The sequence below is a fragment of the Xanthomonas sp. LMG 8993 genome (genome assembly GCF_009835065.2).
GTDB lineage: Bacteria > Pseudomonadota > Gammaproteobacteria > Xanthomonadales > Xanthomonadaceae > Xanthomonas > Xanthomonas arboricola.
The window spans coordinates 72,620-87,097 of record NZ_QVIF02000013.1; the positions used below are offsets into that span (position 1 = coordinate 72,620).

12 protein-coding genes are annotated in these 14,478 nt (G+C 67.2%); 6 read left to right on the forward strand and 6 right to left on the reverse strand.

Annotated features, from left to right (window positions below):
- Positions 1-872: 872 nt before the first annotated feature.
- On the forward strand, positions 873-2,525 hold the full coding sequence (locus tag DYQ94_RS19450) for a M28 family metallopeptidase (protein WP_065048491.1): 1,653 nt from the start codon (positions 873-875) through the stop codon (positions 2,523-2,525).
- Positions 2,526-2,649: 124 nt separating this feature from the next.
- Here the strand turns inward: DYQ94_RS19450 and DYQ94_RS19455 are convergent, their stop codons facing one another.
- A complete protein-coding gene (locus DYQ94_RS19455; RefSeq protein ID WP_046344903.1) occupies positions 2,650-3,066 on the reverse strand; it encodes a Rap1a/Tai family immunity protein in 417 nt (138 codons plus the stop codon).
- A gap of 86 nt (positions 3,067-3,152) precedes the next feature.
- On the opposite strand from DYQ94_RS19455, the gene yedA reads away from it, so the two are divergent.
- Positions 3,153-4,049 carry a drug/metabolite exporter YedA gene (yedA, locus tag DYQ94_RS19460; protein ID WP_024939056.1) on the forward strand — a complete coding sequence of 299 codons (897 nt, stop codon included), beginning with the start codon at positions 3,153-3,155 and terminating at the stop codon, positions 4,047-4,049.
- Complete coding sequence (gene rarD, locus DYQ94_RS19465) at positions 4,046-4,957, forward strand: EamA family transporter RarD (RefSeq protein WP_126966453.1); 912 nt, start codon at positions 4,046-4,048, stop codon at positions 4,955-4,957. The genes yedA and rarD overlap by 4 nt, the downstream gene beginning before the upstream one ends.
- Before the next feature lie 241 nt (positions 4,958-5,198).
- On the opposite strand, the gene DYQ94_RS19470 is transcribed toward rarD, so the two are convergent.
- From DYQ94_RS19470 to DYQ94_RS19490, 5 genes are all read right to left on the reverse strand, one after another.
- Positions 5,199-6,314: an alpha/beta fold hydrolase gene (locus tag DYQ94_RS19470; RefSeq protein WP_126966454.1), complete on the reverse strand. Its 1,116-nt coding sequence runs from the start codon at positions 6,312-6,314 to the stop codon at positions 5,199-5,201.
- A 193-nt stretch (positions 6,315-6,507) separates the two neighbouring features.
- Complete coding sequence (locus DYQ94_RS19475) at positions 6,508-7,827, reverse strand: ABC transporter permease (protein ID WP_160954447.1); 1,320 nt, start codon at positions 7,825-7,827, stop codon at positions 6,508-6,510.
- 13 nt (positions 7,828-7,840) lie between these two features.
- Positions 7,841-9,001: an ABC transporter permease gene (locus DYQ94_RS19480; RefSeq protein ID WP_046344898.1), complete on the reverse strand. Its 1,161-nt coding sequence runs from the start codon at positions 8,999-9,001 to the stop codon at positions 7,841-7,843.
- A 12-nt stretch (positions 9,002-9,013) separates the two neighbouring features.
- Positions 9,014-9,703, reverse strand: a complete 690-nt coding sequence (locus tag DYQ94_RS19485; RefSeq protein ID WP_024939051.1) for an ABC transporter ATP-binding protein — start codon at positions 9,701-9,703, stop codon at positions 9,014-9,016.
- Between the two features lie 381 nt (positions 9,704-10,084).
- Positions 10,085-11,329 carry an efflux RND transporter periplasmic adaptor subunit gene (locus DYQ94_RS19490; RefSeq protein ID WP_160954448.1) on the reverse strand — a complete coding sequence of 415 codons (1,245 nt, stop codon included), beginning with the start codon at positions 11,327-11,329 and terminating at the stop codon, positions 10,085-10,087.
- A gap of 290 nt (positions 11,330-11,619) precedes the next feature.
- Here DYQ94_RS19490 and DYQ94_RS19495 point away from each other — a divergent pair, with 290 nt between their 5' ends.
- From DYQ94_RS19495 to DYQ94_RS19505, 3 genes are all read left to right on the forward strand, one after another.
- A complete protein-coding gene (locus DYQ94_RS19495; RefSeq protein WP_065033469.1) occupies positions 11,620-12,807 on the forward strand; it encodes a sensor histidine kinase in 1,188 nt (395 codons plus the stop codon).
- Between the two features lie 91 nt (positions 12,808-12,898).
- Positions 12,899-13,501, forward strand: coding sequence for a response regulator transcription factor (locus DYQ94_RS19500; RefSeq protein ID WP_039524779.1), 603 nt, complete (start codon positions 12,899-12,901; stop codon positions 13,499-13,501).
- Between the two features lie 169 nt (positions 13,502-13,670).
- Positions 13,671-14,459, forward strand: coding sequence for a ThuA domain-containing protein (locus DYQ94_RS19505; RefSeq protein ID WP_126966455.1), 789 nt, complete (start codon positions 13,671-13,673; stop codon positions 14,457-14,459).
- The last annotated feature ends 19 nt before the right edge of the window (positions 14,460-14,478 follow it).

Here is a 14,478-nt window from a genome sequence, read left to right on the forward strand (position 1 = left end):
GGTAACATCCACCCACTCGAACGCTGCAGCGAGTCGTCGCATCGTTCGGCGACAGTCAAAAGCCGCGTCAGTCGAGCGCGCGGTGTCCTCACCGCTTGCGGGACACGCCTTGAATCCGTGCGTGGAGGCGCGGTGGCGGCATCCACGCCGCCACACGGTCCCCGCAATCGGCGAGGACACCGCACCAGAGAGTTGGTCGGCTGCTTTTGAAAGCTTGTTGCTCGGCTAGCGGTAGTAGCTGAGACGTTTTAAGTTGCGTGTTGAAGCCTGCCTGCCGCTCGGCTCGCGATGGGAAGATGGTGAGGCGCTAATCGAACGCACAAGTGATCCGACCGGCGCAGGTCATGCACCGCTTTTAACCATGCACACCGACCATCCCGACGGGTCCTTGTCCGCTCACCGTCGCGGGACCTTACGCGGCATGGATGCCGCGTAAGAGCCTACATGGACGTACTTGCGGCGTGTCCCGCGATGGTGGGCGGGCAAGGGCCTTGCAGCCAAGCTGCAAATCATCAGCTCTGCAGCTGATCTATCCGCACTGTCCAGGCTCTCGAAGCACAACGCCAAAGCAATCGAGACTTCGAACCGTAGTCATGTTTAGGCGCGATCAGAGGCGTGAACCAAGAGCTCTGTGAGCGGAGGCTTCAGTCTCCCGCCCTCCTTTCACGGAGAAGCGCGCGCGGTGTCTTTGCCGCTTGCAGGACACGCGGTAAATCCGCCATCGAGCTCCCTGACAGCATCCATGCAGCCCAAGGGGCCTGCTAGAGAGGAAGACATCGCGCCTGCCAACGCTGGTCAAAGCGCTCCCGTGGCGGCCGTGCGCTTGTAAACTGTGTGTCATCTATCAGTTGCAAGGCCATGCCGTGAACCCGATGCGCATCCTGTTGTTGTCCGCCTGCCTGTTCGTGGGGGGCGTGGCGCAGGCCGCCAACGATCTGCCCGGTGGCGGCATCGATGCCGAAGCGTTGTCGCGGCATGTGCGTCTGCTGGCATCGGACGAGTTCGAGGGCCGTGCGCCGGCCAGTGCCGGCGAGCAGCGCACGGTCGATTACCTGGTCGAGCAGTTCAAGGCTGGCGGCCTGCAGCCGGGTGGCGAGCAGGGCGGTTGGACCCAGGCGGTGCCGTTGGTGCGCGCCCAGGTCGATGGCCCGGTGCGCGCCAGCCTGCGTGTCGGCGGCAAGAGCCAGACGCTGGTCAATGGCACCGATGTGACCCTGCAGAGCCTGCGTCCACAGGACGCGGTGCGCTTGAAGCATGCACCGCTGGTGTTCGTGGGCTACGGCATCAGTGCGCCGGAGCGGCAGTGGGACGACTACAAGGGCGTGGACCTGCGCGGCAAGATCGCGGTGGTGCTGATCAACGATGCCGACTTCGAATCCAGCCAGCCTGGCGCCTTCGATGGCAAGGCGGTGACTTACTACGGCCGCTGGACCTACAAGTACGAAGAGGCCGCGCGTCGTGGTGCCGCCGGCGTGTTGATCGTGCACGAGACCGCGCCGGCCGCATACGGCTGGGCGACGGTGCAGAGTTCGGGCCTATCGCCGTTGTTCGATATCGAACGCAGCGATGCCGATGCGAAGGCGCAGCATGTGCCGGTGCGTGGCTGGATGCAGCAGGCGTTGGCGGTGTCGCTGTTCCAGCGCGCCGGGCTGGATTTTGCGCAGGCCAAGCAGCGCGCGCAGCAGCGCGACTTCGCCCCGGTGGCATTGGGCGATGCGACGCTGTCGGTGGACTTCAAGCTCAAGCGCGAGCGCGTGGTCACGCACAACGTGGTGGCCAAGCTCACCGGCAGCCAGCATCCGGACGAGACGGTGATCTTCTCCGCGCACTGGGATGCCTTCGGCGTGGGCAAGGCCGATGCCGGCGGCGACACGGTGCGGCGTGGCGCGGTGGACAACGCCACCGGCGTGGCCAGCGTGCTGGAACTGGCGCGCGTGTTCGCGGCCGGCCCCAAGCCGCAGCGCACGCTGTATTTCATCGCGTTGACGGCGGAAGAGAAGGGCCTGCTCGGCGCCAACTATTACGCCGCGCATCCGCTGGCGCCGCTGGACAAGACCGTGGCGGTACTCAACATGGAGATGTTCAGCCCCGATGGCCCCACCCGCGATATCGCCTCGTGGGGACGCGGACGGGTGTCGCTGGAAGGCGATCTGGAAACCGCGGCCAAGGCACGCGGCCGCAGCTATTCGCCGGACCCGAATCTGGAAGCGGGCTTCTTCTACCGCGCCGACCATTTCGCCTTTGCGCGCATGGGCGTGCCGGCGATCACCGCCGGTCCCGGGCTGGACATGCTCGACGGCGGCGTGGCGGCCGGCAAGGCGCTGCGCGACAAGTATTTTGCCGAGTGCTATCACCAGCCCTGCGATCGCTGGACCCCGCAATGGGATGCCAGCGGCCACGCGGCCGACACCACCCTGGTCTACGACGTCGGTGTGGCGCTGGCCAACGGCCGGCAGTGGCCGAGCTGGCAGGACGGTTCGGAGTTCAAGGCGATCCGCGCCAGCAGCGACGCCGCGCGCAAGTAGGGCCGGTGGTGTGCAAACGCCTGGTGCTTTCGAGCCCGGGCGTCGGGCGATCGGCGAGGCGAACGTCAGTGCATCCGGCCATTGCGTGGCGGTTGGTCGAGCCGGCCTGCGGCGACCGCGCCGCCTATTTGCGGCACGGGTAGCGCTTGGCCAACGCCTGCACGATCAACGCAGGTGCGGCCTCGTCCAGGCGTGCATCGGGTAGCGCGCCGATATCGCTGATGATCGCCTGCATGTCCGGCGGGCCGCTCTTGCCGGCCGGCATGCACCATTGCGTGCGGTAACTGCTGCTGGCGACGCCGAGCAGGTAAGCGCCGGCGCGGTTCGCCGAGAGCATGACCTTGAGCTCGGTTTGTTCGGGCGCGATCTCCGGCGCCAACGAACCGTCCAGCCCGGCCTCGAGGAGCTTGCGCCCGCTGGGCTCCCAGGGTTCGGGCACGCGTGCCAATGCACTGGCCGATAGCACGGTCAGGGCGGCCAACATCAACCAGGGGACGCGACGCTGCATATGCACTCCGGGCCGGGGATCAATGCGCACCATACCGCGGCAGGCGCCCGAGAGGCGTACGACGTTGGCGTGGGCAGGTGATCTAGAATTGAAGCTTCCGCTGTATTTGGCAATCTTCGATGTCCTCTTCACACGATGCTGTGGCGCCTGCGCGCAGCGGCCTGGTCGTTGTCGCGTTGTTGCTGGTCTATGTGGTCTGGGGCTCGACCTATCTGGCGATCCGCTTTGCGTTGGAAGGCGGCGCGCTGCCGCTGACCATGGTGTCCGGGGCGCGCTTCATCGTGGCCGGCACGGTGCTGTATGCGGTGCTGCGCTGGCGCGGGGTAGCTGCGCCGACGCGCGCGCAATGGAAGAACGTGGCGATGATGGGCGCGGCCCTGTTGCTGCTGGGCAACGGCATGGTGGTGCTGGCCGAGCGCAGCGTGTCGTCCGGCCTGGCCGCCACCTCGGTGGCATCGGTGCCGCTGTGGATGGCCTTGTTCGGCGCCTTGCGCGGGCAGCACGCCAGCCGTGGCGAATGGCTGGGTATCGTGATCGGCTTTCTGGGCGTGGTCTGGCTCAACGCCGGCAGCAGCCTGACCGCCACGCCGGGCGGGCTGGTGTTGTTGCTGATCGCGCCGATCGGCTGGGCCTTCGGCTCGGTGTGGTCGCGCGGACGCGACCTGCCGTCGCCGTTCATGACTGCCGCCGGGCAGATGTTGTGCGGCGGCGTGTTGCTGGTCAGCACCGGCCTGCTGATCGGCGAGCGCCCACAGAGCCTGCCGACCTCGCAGGGGCTGCTGGCCGTGGCCTATCTGTGCGTGTTCGGCTCGATCGTGGCGTTTACCGCCTACGTGTGGCTGCTGCATCACGTGCGCCCGGCGTTGGCCGGCAGCTACGCCTACGTCAACCCGGTGATTGCGGTGGCGTTGGGTGCCTGGCTGGGGCATGAGCGTTTCAGCGCGCACGACATCGGCGCGATGGCGGTGATCCTGTCCGGCGTGCTGGTGGTGACCCTGGCCAAGGCGCGGCGATGACGGCGGTCTCGCCGACCGAGGCGCGTCGCGGGCTGTTGATCACCGCATCGACCTTCGTGATCTGGGGCCTGGTGCCGCTGTACTGGCACCTGCTCAAGGCGGTGCCGTCGCTGCAGATCATCGCGCACCGCATCGTCTGGAGCGCGCTGTTGGTGGTGGCGTGGTTGCTGGCCAGCTCGGGCCTGCGCTGGTGGCGCGCCATCGCCGCGCAGCCGCGCGCGCTATGGATGCTGGCCGGCAGCAGCGTGGCGATTGCGTTCAACTGGGGCCTGTATATCTGGGCGATCAACGCCGGGCACGTGATCGAGGCCAGCCTGGGGTATTTCATCAATCCGCTGCTGAGCGTGTTGCTGGGCGTGCTGGTGCTGAAGGAACGCCTGCAGCGCATCCAGTGGGTGGCGGTGGTGTGTGCGGCGGTGGGCGTGCTGTGGCTGACCCTGGATGCCGGTGCGCCGCCGTGGATCGCGCTGGGGCTGGCGTTCTCGTTCGGTGCCTACGGCCTGCTGCGCAAGCTGGTGGCGGTGGATCCGGTGGCCGGGCTGGGCGTGGAAAGCGTGTACCTGTTCGTGCCGGCGCTGCTGCTGGCGGGCTGGGGCGAGCAGGGCCATGGCGGCGCCTTCCTGAGCGGTTGGGACCTGCGTACCGATCTGCTGCTGATCGTCGGCGGCGTGCTGACCGCGGTGCCGCTGATCGGGTTTGCGTATGGCGTGCGGCGGATTCCGCTGTCGCTGGTGGGCATCCTGCAATACATCGCGCCGAGCCTGCAGTTGCTGCTGGGCGTGTGGTTCTTCCACGAGCCGTTCGATCAGGGGCGCGCGATCGGATTTGCCGCGATCTGGGTGGGGCTGCTGCTGTTCGTCGGCGATAGCCTGTGGCGGCAGCGGCGGCCGGTGGTGGTGACGCCTTAAGCATCGGCCGATGCGCGATCCGGGCAATCGCGCAGCGGCTGCGTTGCGCGGTGGGCAGCAGCGCGGTGCGCGCTTCGACAGCCTGCCGTTGCGCAGCTCCTGCCTGGATTCAGGGCGAGCAACAGACGACTGCGTTCACCGCGGTGCGGGTGCAGTCATCGGCATGTCATTCAGACCCACCGTTTCGGAACGCGCGGTCCGCTCCCGCCTGACGACCGTTCGCGACCTTCGTCCACCGCTCTCAGCCGCGCGGCGCCAACGCCGGTGTCGCCACCGCCAGCGTGGAGGTCGGCAGTGCCTGCGGCGCGGGGCAGTGGCCTGGATCCTGTTGCGTCTGCGCCAGCCACTGGTCGATCGGCCCACCCAGCAGATCCAGCCGCAGCGGCAGGCTCAGATGGGTTTCGCCAGGCAGCTCGACGTAGTGCGCGCGCGGGCTGGCCAGCGCCAGCGCACGCCCATGCGCGACCGGGATGTGCTGATCGGCATCGCCGTGCACCAGCAGCACGCAGCTGCGCGTGTCGGCCAAGGCCTGCGTGACGTCGACGTGGTCCAGGTCCAGCTGCAGCTGGCGGTCGGCGGCGGCGATCACCGCATCGATATCCTGGTCGGCATAGCGCCAGCGCGCATACGCGGCCACCGCCTGCCCACGCCAGCCATTCGGTTGGCTGGCGAGCAGGTGCGGGACCATGTCGCGAATGCCGCGCCCGGCGTTGGCGAAGGATTCCATCGCCACCACGCCGGTCACGCGCGGCCCGAGCTTGTCGGCGGTGAACAGCGCGGTGGCGGCGCCGTAGGAAATGCCGAACAGGTACAGCGGGCCACGGATCTCGCCACGCGGTTGCAGTGCATCGAGCACGTCGATGACGTCGTCGGATTCGCGCGTGCCGTAACCGGACGGGCCACCGCCGGAATGGCCATGGTTGCGCAGGTCGATGGTGATCACCCGGTAGCCGGCCTGCGCCAGCTCCAGCGACCATGGCAGCAGCGAATCGCCATCCATCATCCAGCCATGCAGCAGCACCACGGTGCCGCGCGGCGTCGGTGGGGCCGCGGTGGGCACCTTGAAACTGAAATCGACATCCAGCGCATGCGCCGGATCGTGGCGCTGGCCGAGATAGCGGTAGTGCATGGCGTACTGGCCGGGGTCGATCGCGCGCCAGAAGATCGGCACCTGATCGCGCGTGACCACATGCCCGCTGCGGTTGGGCACCGTGGCGATGGTGGCGGCAATGCGCTCCTCATCCAGCAATGGCGAGGTACCGCCGGGCGCAACCAGGCGCTCGCTGAGCGAGGTGGAGGACGAGGAACAGCCGGCCAGCCACAGGCAGGCGCAGGCCAGCAGAATCAGGCGCGTCATGGGCGAAGATCGATGGATGCAACGGCCGGGCAGCCTACGGCCTGCCCGACCCGCGCATCTACCGCACTGCAGTGACAGAACGATGACAGCCCGCACTGCGTTCAGCCGCAGCAGCGCACTTGCTCCGCGTTGGCTGTCACCAATCCCCACTCCCGATTCCCGATTCCCGATTCCCGGCGGGCCAAGGCCCGCGCTACACCTCACGCAAGGCAGTGGTGATCGGCAACCGCGCCGCGCGCAAGGCCGGGAACAGCCCGCCGACCAGGCCAATGCCCAGCGCCCATTTGAGCCCGCTCCACAACAGCTCCGGCGAGACCTTGAACTGGAACACGATCTGGCTGAAGTTGCTGCCCAGCGTGGACACGCTGTAGCCATTGAAGATGGCCCAGGCGATCAGGCCACCGAGCAAGCCGCCCAGCAGCGCCAGCAACATGGTCTCCAGCATCAGCGCCATGATCACCGGCGTGCCGCGGAAACCGATCGCGCGCATCGTGGCGATCTCGCGCGCGCGCGTGGCCACCGCCGCATACATGGTGTTGAGCGCGCCGAACACCGCGCCCACCGCCATGATCGCGCCGATCACCGTGCCCAGGATGCTGATCAACCTGTTCAAGCCACCGCCCTGTTTGCCGTAGTAGGCACGGGTGGTTTCCACATCCAGTTTGAGCCGCGGATCGGCGCCCATGGCGGTCTTGAACTGGCTGAAACCGGCCTTGCCGGCGGTGCGCACGCTGATCGACTGGTAGGCGCTGCGGTTGTAGGTGGTGGCCAGCGTCTGCGCATCGGTCCACAGCTCCGAATCGTGCGCATCGCCGGAGGCGAACACGCCGACCACGGTCCATTGTTGGCTGCCGAGAGTGAGCGTCTTGCCCAGCTGCAGTCCGCGGAACTGAGTCAACGCGCCCTTGCCGACCACGATCTCGCGCAGGCCAGGGGTGAAGCGCCGGCCCTGCACCAGCCTGACCTTGTCGTGCACCGCCCAGGCCTGTTCGCCCACGCCACGCAGTTGCGCGTTGACGTCGGTGCCATCGGATCTGGAGGCGATGTTGACCACCTGCGAGAGCTCCGGCGACAACAGCGGGCGGCCCCTGGCATCGGCGGCGATGCCGGGCAGGCTGCCGATCAGCGGCACCAGGTCGCGGGTGATCACCGAGTTGGTTTCGGCCTGCGAGCCGCCGCGCAGAACAATCGCGGTGGTGTCGTCGCCGGTGCTGTTGAGCGTGGCCTGAAACCCCTGGCCCATCGCCAGCATCGCCACCAGCACGCCGACCACACCGGCGATGCCGACCACGATCACCGAGCTGGCACCCCAGCGTTGCGGCAGCGTGGCGATGCCGATACGTGCAGCGGCCAACGACAGCCGGCCGCTGCGCGTGACAACCAGCCACACCGCCAGCAAGGCGGCGGCGACCAGCACGCCGATCCACGGCAGCGCGATCCACACGGCCAACCCGACGGCCAGCGACACGACCGACAGCAGATTGACCAGACGGTTCTTCCATTGGGTTTGCATTTGCCTGCTCCTGTCAGCGGCCGGCGAGGGCATCGACGATCTTCAAGCGCTGCGCGCGTCGCGCCGGCAGCACACCCACCACGATGCCGATGCCGGCCATCAGGCCCAGCCCGACCAACCAGGTCTGCAGCGGCACGCCCTGCACCGGCATCACCCCGCCGCTGCGTGCGGCCACCAGCGGAATCACCAGCGACGCCAGACCCATGCCGATCAACCCGCCCAGGCCGATCAACAGCACCGACTCCACCATCACCAGACTCAACACGGTGCGGTCCTGAAAGCCCAGTGTCTTGAGCGTGGCCAGCTCCGGTATGCGCTCGCGCACCGCCTGCGCCATGGTGTTGCCGGTCAGCAGCAGCAAGGTGAAGAACACCGCGGCCATGATCGAGGTGACGATCAGGCCGATATCGGCGAACTGTTTGATGAAGGCCTGCTGGAACGCCGATTCGGTCTGCGACTTGGTTTCATGATCGGAGTTGGCCGACAACGCGTCGATCGCCTGCGCCACACGCGAGGCCTGGTCGGCGTTGCGCAACGTCACCGTGTACCAGCTGACCCTGCTCTTGATGTAGTCGTTGGACTCGTCGAAGTATTTCCAGTTCATCATCAACTGGCGTTCCTGATTGGCCGCCACCGCGCGGTCCTTCATGCGGAAGATGCCGACCAGTTGCAGCGGCCAGTCGTTGCTGCCGCCACGCGGGAAGATGGTGGCCTGCAGCGGAATGGTGTCGCCGATCTTCCAGCCATTGGCCTTGGCCAGGGTCTCGCCGACGATGGCGCCGGTGCGCGTGGTCTGGAACGCCTTGAGCTGCTCCTTGGGCAGCTCGTACTCGCTGTAGACGTCGAAAAAATTGGGCGCTACCGAAAAGTTCGGGAAGAAATTCTTCGGGTCGCGGTAGATGCCGCCGAACCACATCGCCGAGGTCACATCGCGCACGCCCGGCACGCTGCGGATCTGCGGCTCCAGGCTGATCGGCAGCGATTGGGTGATCGACAGGCGCGAGGCCACCACCAGGCGGTTCACGCCGCTGACGCTGCCGCCGGAGGTGAAGGCCACGCGCACCGAATCGAGCATGCCGAACAGCAGGAACGCCGCCACCACCGACAGCAAGGTCAACAAGGTGCGGGTCTTGCTGCGGAACAACTGCGCCCACACCAGCCAGAGATACTTCATGGCAGCACTCCCTTAGAGCACGAGCGGCGCATCGGCCAGCTCGCCCTTGTCCAGATGGATGGTATGGGTGGCGTACTCGGCGGCCTTGGGGTCGTGGGTCACCATCACGATGGTCTTGCCGTGTTCGCGGTTGAGTTCCTGCAGCAGGCGCAGGATCTCCTCGGCGTTATGGCGGTCCAGATCGCCGGTGGGTTCGTCGCAGATCAGGAACGTGGGGTCGGACACGATCGCGCGTGCAATCGCCACGCGCTGCTGCTGGCCGCCGGACAGTTCGCTGGGCTTGTGGTTGCGGCGTTCCTGCAGGCCGACCAGGGTCAGGGCGATTTCCGCATTGCGCTTGCGTTGCGCGGCGTTGAGCGCGGTGAGCAGCAACGGCAGCTCCACGTTCTTTTGCGCGGTGAGCATCGGCATCAGGTTGTAGAACTGGAACACGAAGCCGACGTGGTGACTGCGCCAGGTCGCGAGCTGGCCGCCGCTCATGCGGTCGATGCGCTCGCCCTGGATCTCGATCTCGCCACCGCTGGGGTTGTCCAGCCCGCCGATCAGATTGAGCAAGGTGGTCTTGCCCGAGCCGGACGGACCCATCAGCGCGACGAAGTCGCCACTGGCGATTTCCAGGTCGATGCCGTGCAGCACCTGCACCTGCTCGGGGCCGCGTTGGTAGGTCTTGGTGATGTTGCGCAAGCTGACGAGAGCGGTCATGGCGACTCCTGGCGGTGCAATGGAAAGAGGCAAGCGCGATGCGGCATGGCGACCGCGATTGCATGAGGCGGCAACACGGCGATGCGGTGACGGTGAGGCGGCAAGACGGTGCGAGGCTGGATGACGACAGACGCAACTGCTGGGACATGCGCGACGACGCATGGCGGCGACAAGCCAGGCGGCTAGGTCTGCACTGACCGATGACGCCGCTGGCTGTGGATCACCAACGCCGCTGTGATCGTTGCTATGTGGCTGCATCGCCTTGCGCGATCGCAGGGCCATCCAGGTGCCACGATCGCATCAGCCATTGCCGCCACCGTGGGCGCCGCGCTCCCCGGAGCGGCGTCGCTGCCCAGCTGGTGACTGCAGTGACCGGCGCAGTTACTCGGCAGCGGCCGCGTCGGCTTCGGCCACCGTGTCGCCGTCTTTCAGGCCTTGCGGCGGATCCAGCACCACAGTGTCGCCCGCACTCAAACCCGACACCACCTGGCGGTCCTCGCCCATCACCATCCCGGGAGTGACCGTCTTCATGCTGACGGTGTTGCGCTCGCCGACCACGAACGCGACCGTGCGCGTGTCGCGTTCGACCAGTGCCGCAGCCGGCACGCGCACGCCTTGCGGCTTGCTGGCCTCCTGCGTATTGGCCCGTTCCAGAAAGCTCACCCGCACGCCCATCTCCGGCACGATGCGCGGGTCCTTGAGCTTGAGCGCCACGCGCACCTTCACCGTGGCCTTGCCGCGGTCGGCAGTGGGAATGATGGCGATCACCTCGCCGGGAATCTTCCATTCCGGGTACGCGTTGAGCACCGCTTCCACCGGCATCTTCGGCTGCACGCGGCCGATGTAGGACTCGCCCACTTCCACTTCGATCTCCAGCGATTCCATGTCCACGATGGTGCCGATGCCGGTGCGGGTGAAGCCGCCGCCGGCCGACAGCGGCGAGACGATTTCGCCGGGCTGCGCGGCCTTGGCGGTGACCACGCCGGCAAACGGCGCACGCACCACGTTGAAGTCCGAGCGGATTGCCGAGATCGCCAGCTGGTCCGATGCCACGCGCACATTGCGTTGCGCATTCTGCAGCTGTGCGCGCAAGGCATCGCGCTGTGCGGTGGCCTGCTCGTACTGCGAGCGCGACACCAGTTGCGCACCGACCAGCGATTGCAGCCGCGCCGCATCGGCATTGGCCACTGCCAGTTGCGCCTGCATGTTGTCGACCTGGCTGCGTGCGGCCGACAGCTGCGATGCCGACAGCGTGCGCTGCGCATCGGCATCCAGCGGGTCCAGCGTGGCCATCACCTGGCCTTGTTCGACGCGCATGCCTTCTTCGATCATCACCTCGCGCACCTTGCCGGTGACCTGCGCCGACACCGTGGCCATGCGCCGCGCCACCACGTAGCCCGATGCGTCCAGCACCGAGGCACTGCTGCTGCCGGCGCTGATCGCCACCACCGCTGCGGTCTGTACCTTCGCCACCGGGCGGCGGGTGAACCACCACGCCGCGGCCGCCAGCAGCACGATGACGATCACGGCGGCGATGACCCAGCCGCCGCGCCGTGCAGGTTGGGGGGCGGCAGGACGCTGGCGGTCGATGCGGAGTTGCTTGAGCAGATCGGCGGAAGTATTCATCGATGACCAGGACGGGATGCTGCGCGAAATGTGACCGGCCGCAGGCGGCGCCGCAAGCTGCCGGAAGTCACCAATGCGATCGCGGCGACGAACGGTAGCGCGACCAACGCTGCTGCCAGGTGCTGCGCAGCATGCGACCGCGATGGCGGCATCCACCAGTGACAGCTGTCACCTGCCGTGCATGACAGCGGCAACTGGCCGCGCCCTTCAGGATGGGCGAGGCTGCAGCATCGGGCGCCCGGTCGGGCCCGGCAGTGGCAGAATCCGATCACCCACATGGACCCACCCCGATGCGCGTGTCGTTACCCGCCTGGCTTCGCCCCGCCGCCAATTCGCAGGTTGCCGCGCGGCTGGCGCAGGGCCAGTCGCCGTGGATGGATGGCGTGCATCTGCTGTGGTCGAGCTGGGTGTTCGTGGTGCCGGTGTTTTCCTCGCGGGGGTACGACAGCACCTGGCTGCTGTGCACCCTGCTGTCGTATCCGGTCTTCCTGCTGCTGTATGCGCGCATGTTGCTGGCGCCGCGCGGCACCCTATATCGCTATGCCTGGGCGATGGGTGTGCTCAGTGCCGCGTTGCTGCCGGTGTATCCCTCGGGAATCAGCTATTTCGTCTTCGCCTGCCTGAGCCTGCCCCCGTCCACACGGCAGGCCCTGTGGCGGCACTTCGCGATGCTGGTGGTGATGAACGTGCTCTACCTGGGCTGGGCGCACTGGCTGGGAATGCGCCTGCAATCGCTGGTGTGGCTGCCGGTGTCGGTGCTGGGCATGGCCGGTGTCGGTGCGGTGTACAGCATCAACGAACGCAAGGACGCGTTGCTGCGCCTGTCGCAGGACGAAGTGCGCCGGCTGGCCGCCACCGCCGAGCGCGAACGCATCGGCCGCGACCTGCACGATCTGCTCGGCCACACCTTGTCGCTGGTGGCACTCAAGTCCGATCTGGCCGCGCGCCTGATCGCGCGCGATCCGCAGGCCGCGCGCGGCGAGATCGATGCGGTGGCGCAGATTTCGCGCGATGCCCTGGCGCAGGTGCGGCGTGCGGTCACCGGCATTCGCGCCGCCGGGCTGGTGGCCGAGCTGGCGTCGGCGCGGGTACTGCTGGAGATGGACGGCATCGTGCTGGAACACGCACTGGAAACGCTGGCCTTGCCGCCCGAACACGAAACCGCACTGGCACTGGTGGTGCGCGAAGCGGCCACCAATGTGCAACGGCATGCGCAGGCCAGGCGGATGCGCGTGAGCCTGCGCGCGCAGGGCGAGCAGGCGGTGCTGGACATCAGCGACGATGGGCGTGGCGGGGTGATCGTGCCCGGCAATGGCCTGGACGGCATGCGCACACGCCTGCACGGCCTGGGCGGCGCGCTGGAAGTGGAAGCGCTGCCGCGCGGCATGCGCCTGCGCGCCAGCGTGCCGTTGCCGCAGCCCACGCTGGCGACGGCGCAGCCGCCCTTGCCGGTGCCGCTGCTGCCACCGTCGCGCTGATCGCGCACACGTCCACCGCATTGCACGCAATGCACGGCGGGCCCAAGCGCTGCTATCGTGCGCCACCGTTGTCTGCATATGAGCGCGCGCGATGATCCGGGTGTTGTTGGCCGAAGACCAGGCGCTGCTGCGTGGCGCGTTGGTCGCCTTGCTTGGGCTGGAAGACGATATCGAGGTGGTCGGCAGCGCAGGCGATGGCGAAACTGCCTGGCGCGAGCTGCAACGCCTGCAGCCGGACGTGCTGATCACCGATATCGAAATGCCTGGCCTGACCGGTTTAGAGCTGGCCCAGCGCATCCAGCGCCAGGCACTGCCGGTACGGGTGATGATCGTCACCACCTTCGCCCGCCCGGGATTTCTACGCCGCGCGCTGGATGCCGGTGTGGCGGCGTATCTGCTCAAGGACGCGCCGGCCGAACAACTGGTCGGCGCCCTGCGTCAGGTGCAGCGTGGCGGGCGGGTGATCGACCCACAACTGGCGCTGGACGCCTGGGTCGAAGCCGATCCCTTGAGCGAACGCGAGCGCACGGTGTTGCGGCTGGCCGGCGAAGGCCGCTCGGCCAGCGAGATCGCGCAGCAATTGCAGTTGTCGCATGGCACGGTGCGCAATTACCTGTCCGAATGCATCGGCAAGCTGGGCGTGGCCAATCGCATCGAAGCGTATCGGCTGGCGCGGCAGAAAGGCTGGCTGTGACGCAGTGACGCAGGCGCGTTGCGCTGTCAGCGAGCGCGGCAATGAATGGCATGCTGCGCCGCGTATCCGTTGTGCATTGCTGCCTGCCGCTATTCCAAATAACGCGAAAAGCATGCCGCGCAGGCGCGGGTACACTGCCGGGCCAGAACGATCCCTGCGAGCGAACGGCATGAAATCCCTGTGGCTGTTGGGCCTGCTGATGGTGTGCGCATTCAACGCGTCTGCCGAGCAATTCAAGATCCTGGTGGCGGCGATTCCCAACCAGTATCACCACGACTATATCCCGGTCGCCAAGCCGCAATTCGAAGCGATGGCGCGCAAGCATTATGTCGAGTTGGTGTGGGCGTGGAATGCCAAGGCCTTCGATGGCGATCTATCGCAATACGCGGCGATCGTGCTGCTCAATACGCCGGCCACCGATCTGGATCCCACGCAGCGTGCGAACTTTCAGGCCTACGTGCGCAACGGCGGCGGCGTGGTGGCGGTGCACAAGGCGTTTGCGATCAAGCGCGGCGACTGGGAATGGTACGACCATCTGATCGGCCGCTCGTTCCGCACCCATCCGTACATGCAGACCGCGATGGTCGACGTGGTGGACGCCAACTTCCCGGCCACTGCCGGCCTGCCCGCGCGCTGGGTGTGGACCGACGAATGGTACGAATACGATCCGCCGTACAGCGACGACCTGGTCACGCTGATGACGGTGGACGAAACCAGCTATGACCCCACGCTGATCTGGCCGGGCCAGGTCGCCAAGGGCATGGGCAAGCAGCACCCGGTGGCCTGGTACCACCATTTCGAAGGCGGCCGCGTGTTCGCCACCGCGCTCGGCCACCTGGCCGAGGCCTACAACGACCCGCGCTACCTGGAGCATCTGTACGGCGGGATTTACTGGGCCGCCACCGGCAAGGGCATCCAAGCATCCGCGCCAGCGGCCAAGACAAAACGCCAGCATTAAATCCTAGCCCCTCTCCCGC

What these genes read in the sequence shown, in the direction of transcription:
- DYQ94_RS19450 (WP_065048491.1), top strand. Translation starts at nt 873, where the DNA reads ATGCGCATCCTGTTGTTGTCCGCCTGCCTGTTCGTGGGGGGCGTGGCG.
- DYQ94_RS19500 (WP_039524779.1), top strand. Translation starts at nt 12,899, where the DNA reads ATGATCCGGGTGTTGTTGGCCGAAGACCAGGCGCTGCTGCGTGGCGCG.
- yedA (WP_024939056.1), top strand. Translation starts at nt 3,153, where the DNA reads ATGTCCTCTTCACACGATGCTGTGGCGCCTGCGCGCAGCGGCCTGGTC.
- DYQ94_RS19480 (WP_046344898.1), bottom strand. Translation starts at nt 9,001, where the DNA reads ATGAAGTATCTCTGGCTGGTGTGGGCGCAGTTGTTCCGCAGCAAGACC.
- DYQ94_RS19490 (WP_160954448.1), bottom strand. Translation starts at nt 11,329, where the DNA reads ATGAATACTTCCGCCGATCTGCTCAAGCAACTCCGCATCGACCGCCAG.
- DYQ94_RS19495 (WP_065033469.1), top strand. Translation starts at nt 11,620, where the DNA reads ATGCGCGTGTCGTTACCCGCCTGGCTTCGCCCCGCCGCCAATTCGCAG.
- DYQ94_RS19470 (WP_126966454.1), bottom strand. Translation starts at nt 6,314, where the DNA reads ATGACGCGCCTGATTCTGCTGGCCTGCGCCTGCCTGTGGCTGGCCGGC.
- DYQ94_RS19455 (WP_046344903.1), bottom strand. Translation starts at nt 3,066, where the DNA reads ATGGTGCGCATTGATCCCCGGCCCGGAGTGCATATGCAGCGTCGCGTC.
- rarD (WP_126966453.1), top strand. Translation starts at nt 4,046, where the DNA reads ATGACGGCGGTCTCGCCGACCGAGGCGCGTCGCGGGCTGTTGATCACC.
- DYQ94_RS19475 (WP_160954447.1), bottom strand. Translation starts at nt 7,827, where the DNA reads ATGCAAACCCAATGGAAGAACCGTCTGGTCAATCTGCTGTCGGTCGTG.
- DYQ94_RS19505 (WP_126966455.1), top strand. Translation starts at nt 13,671, where the DNA reads ATGAAATCCCTGTGGCTGTTGGGCCTGCTGATGGTGTGCGCATTCAAC.
- DYQ94_RS19485 (WP_024939051.1), bottom strand. Translation starts at nt 9,703, where the DNA reads ATGACCGCTCTCGTCAGCTTGCGCAACATCACCAAGACCTACCAACGC.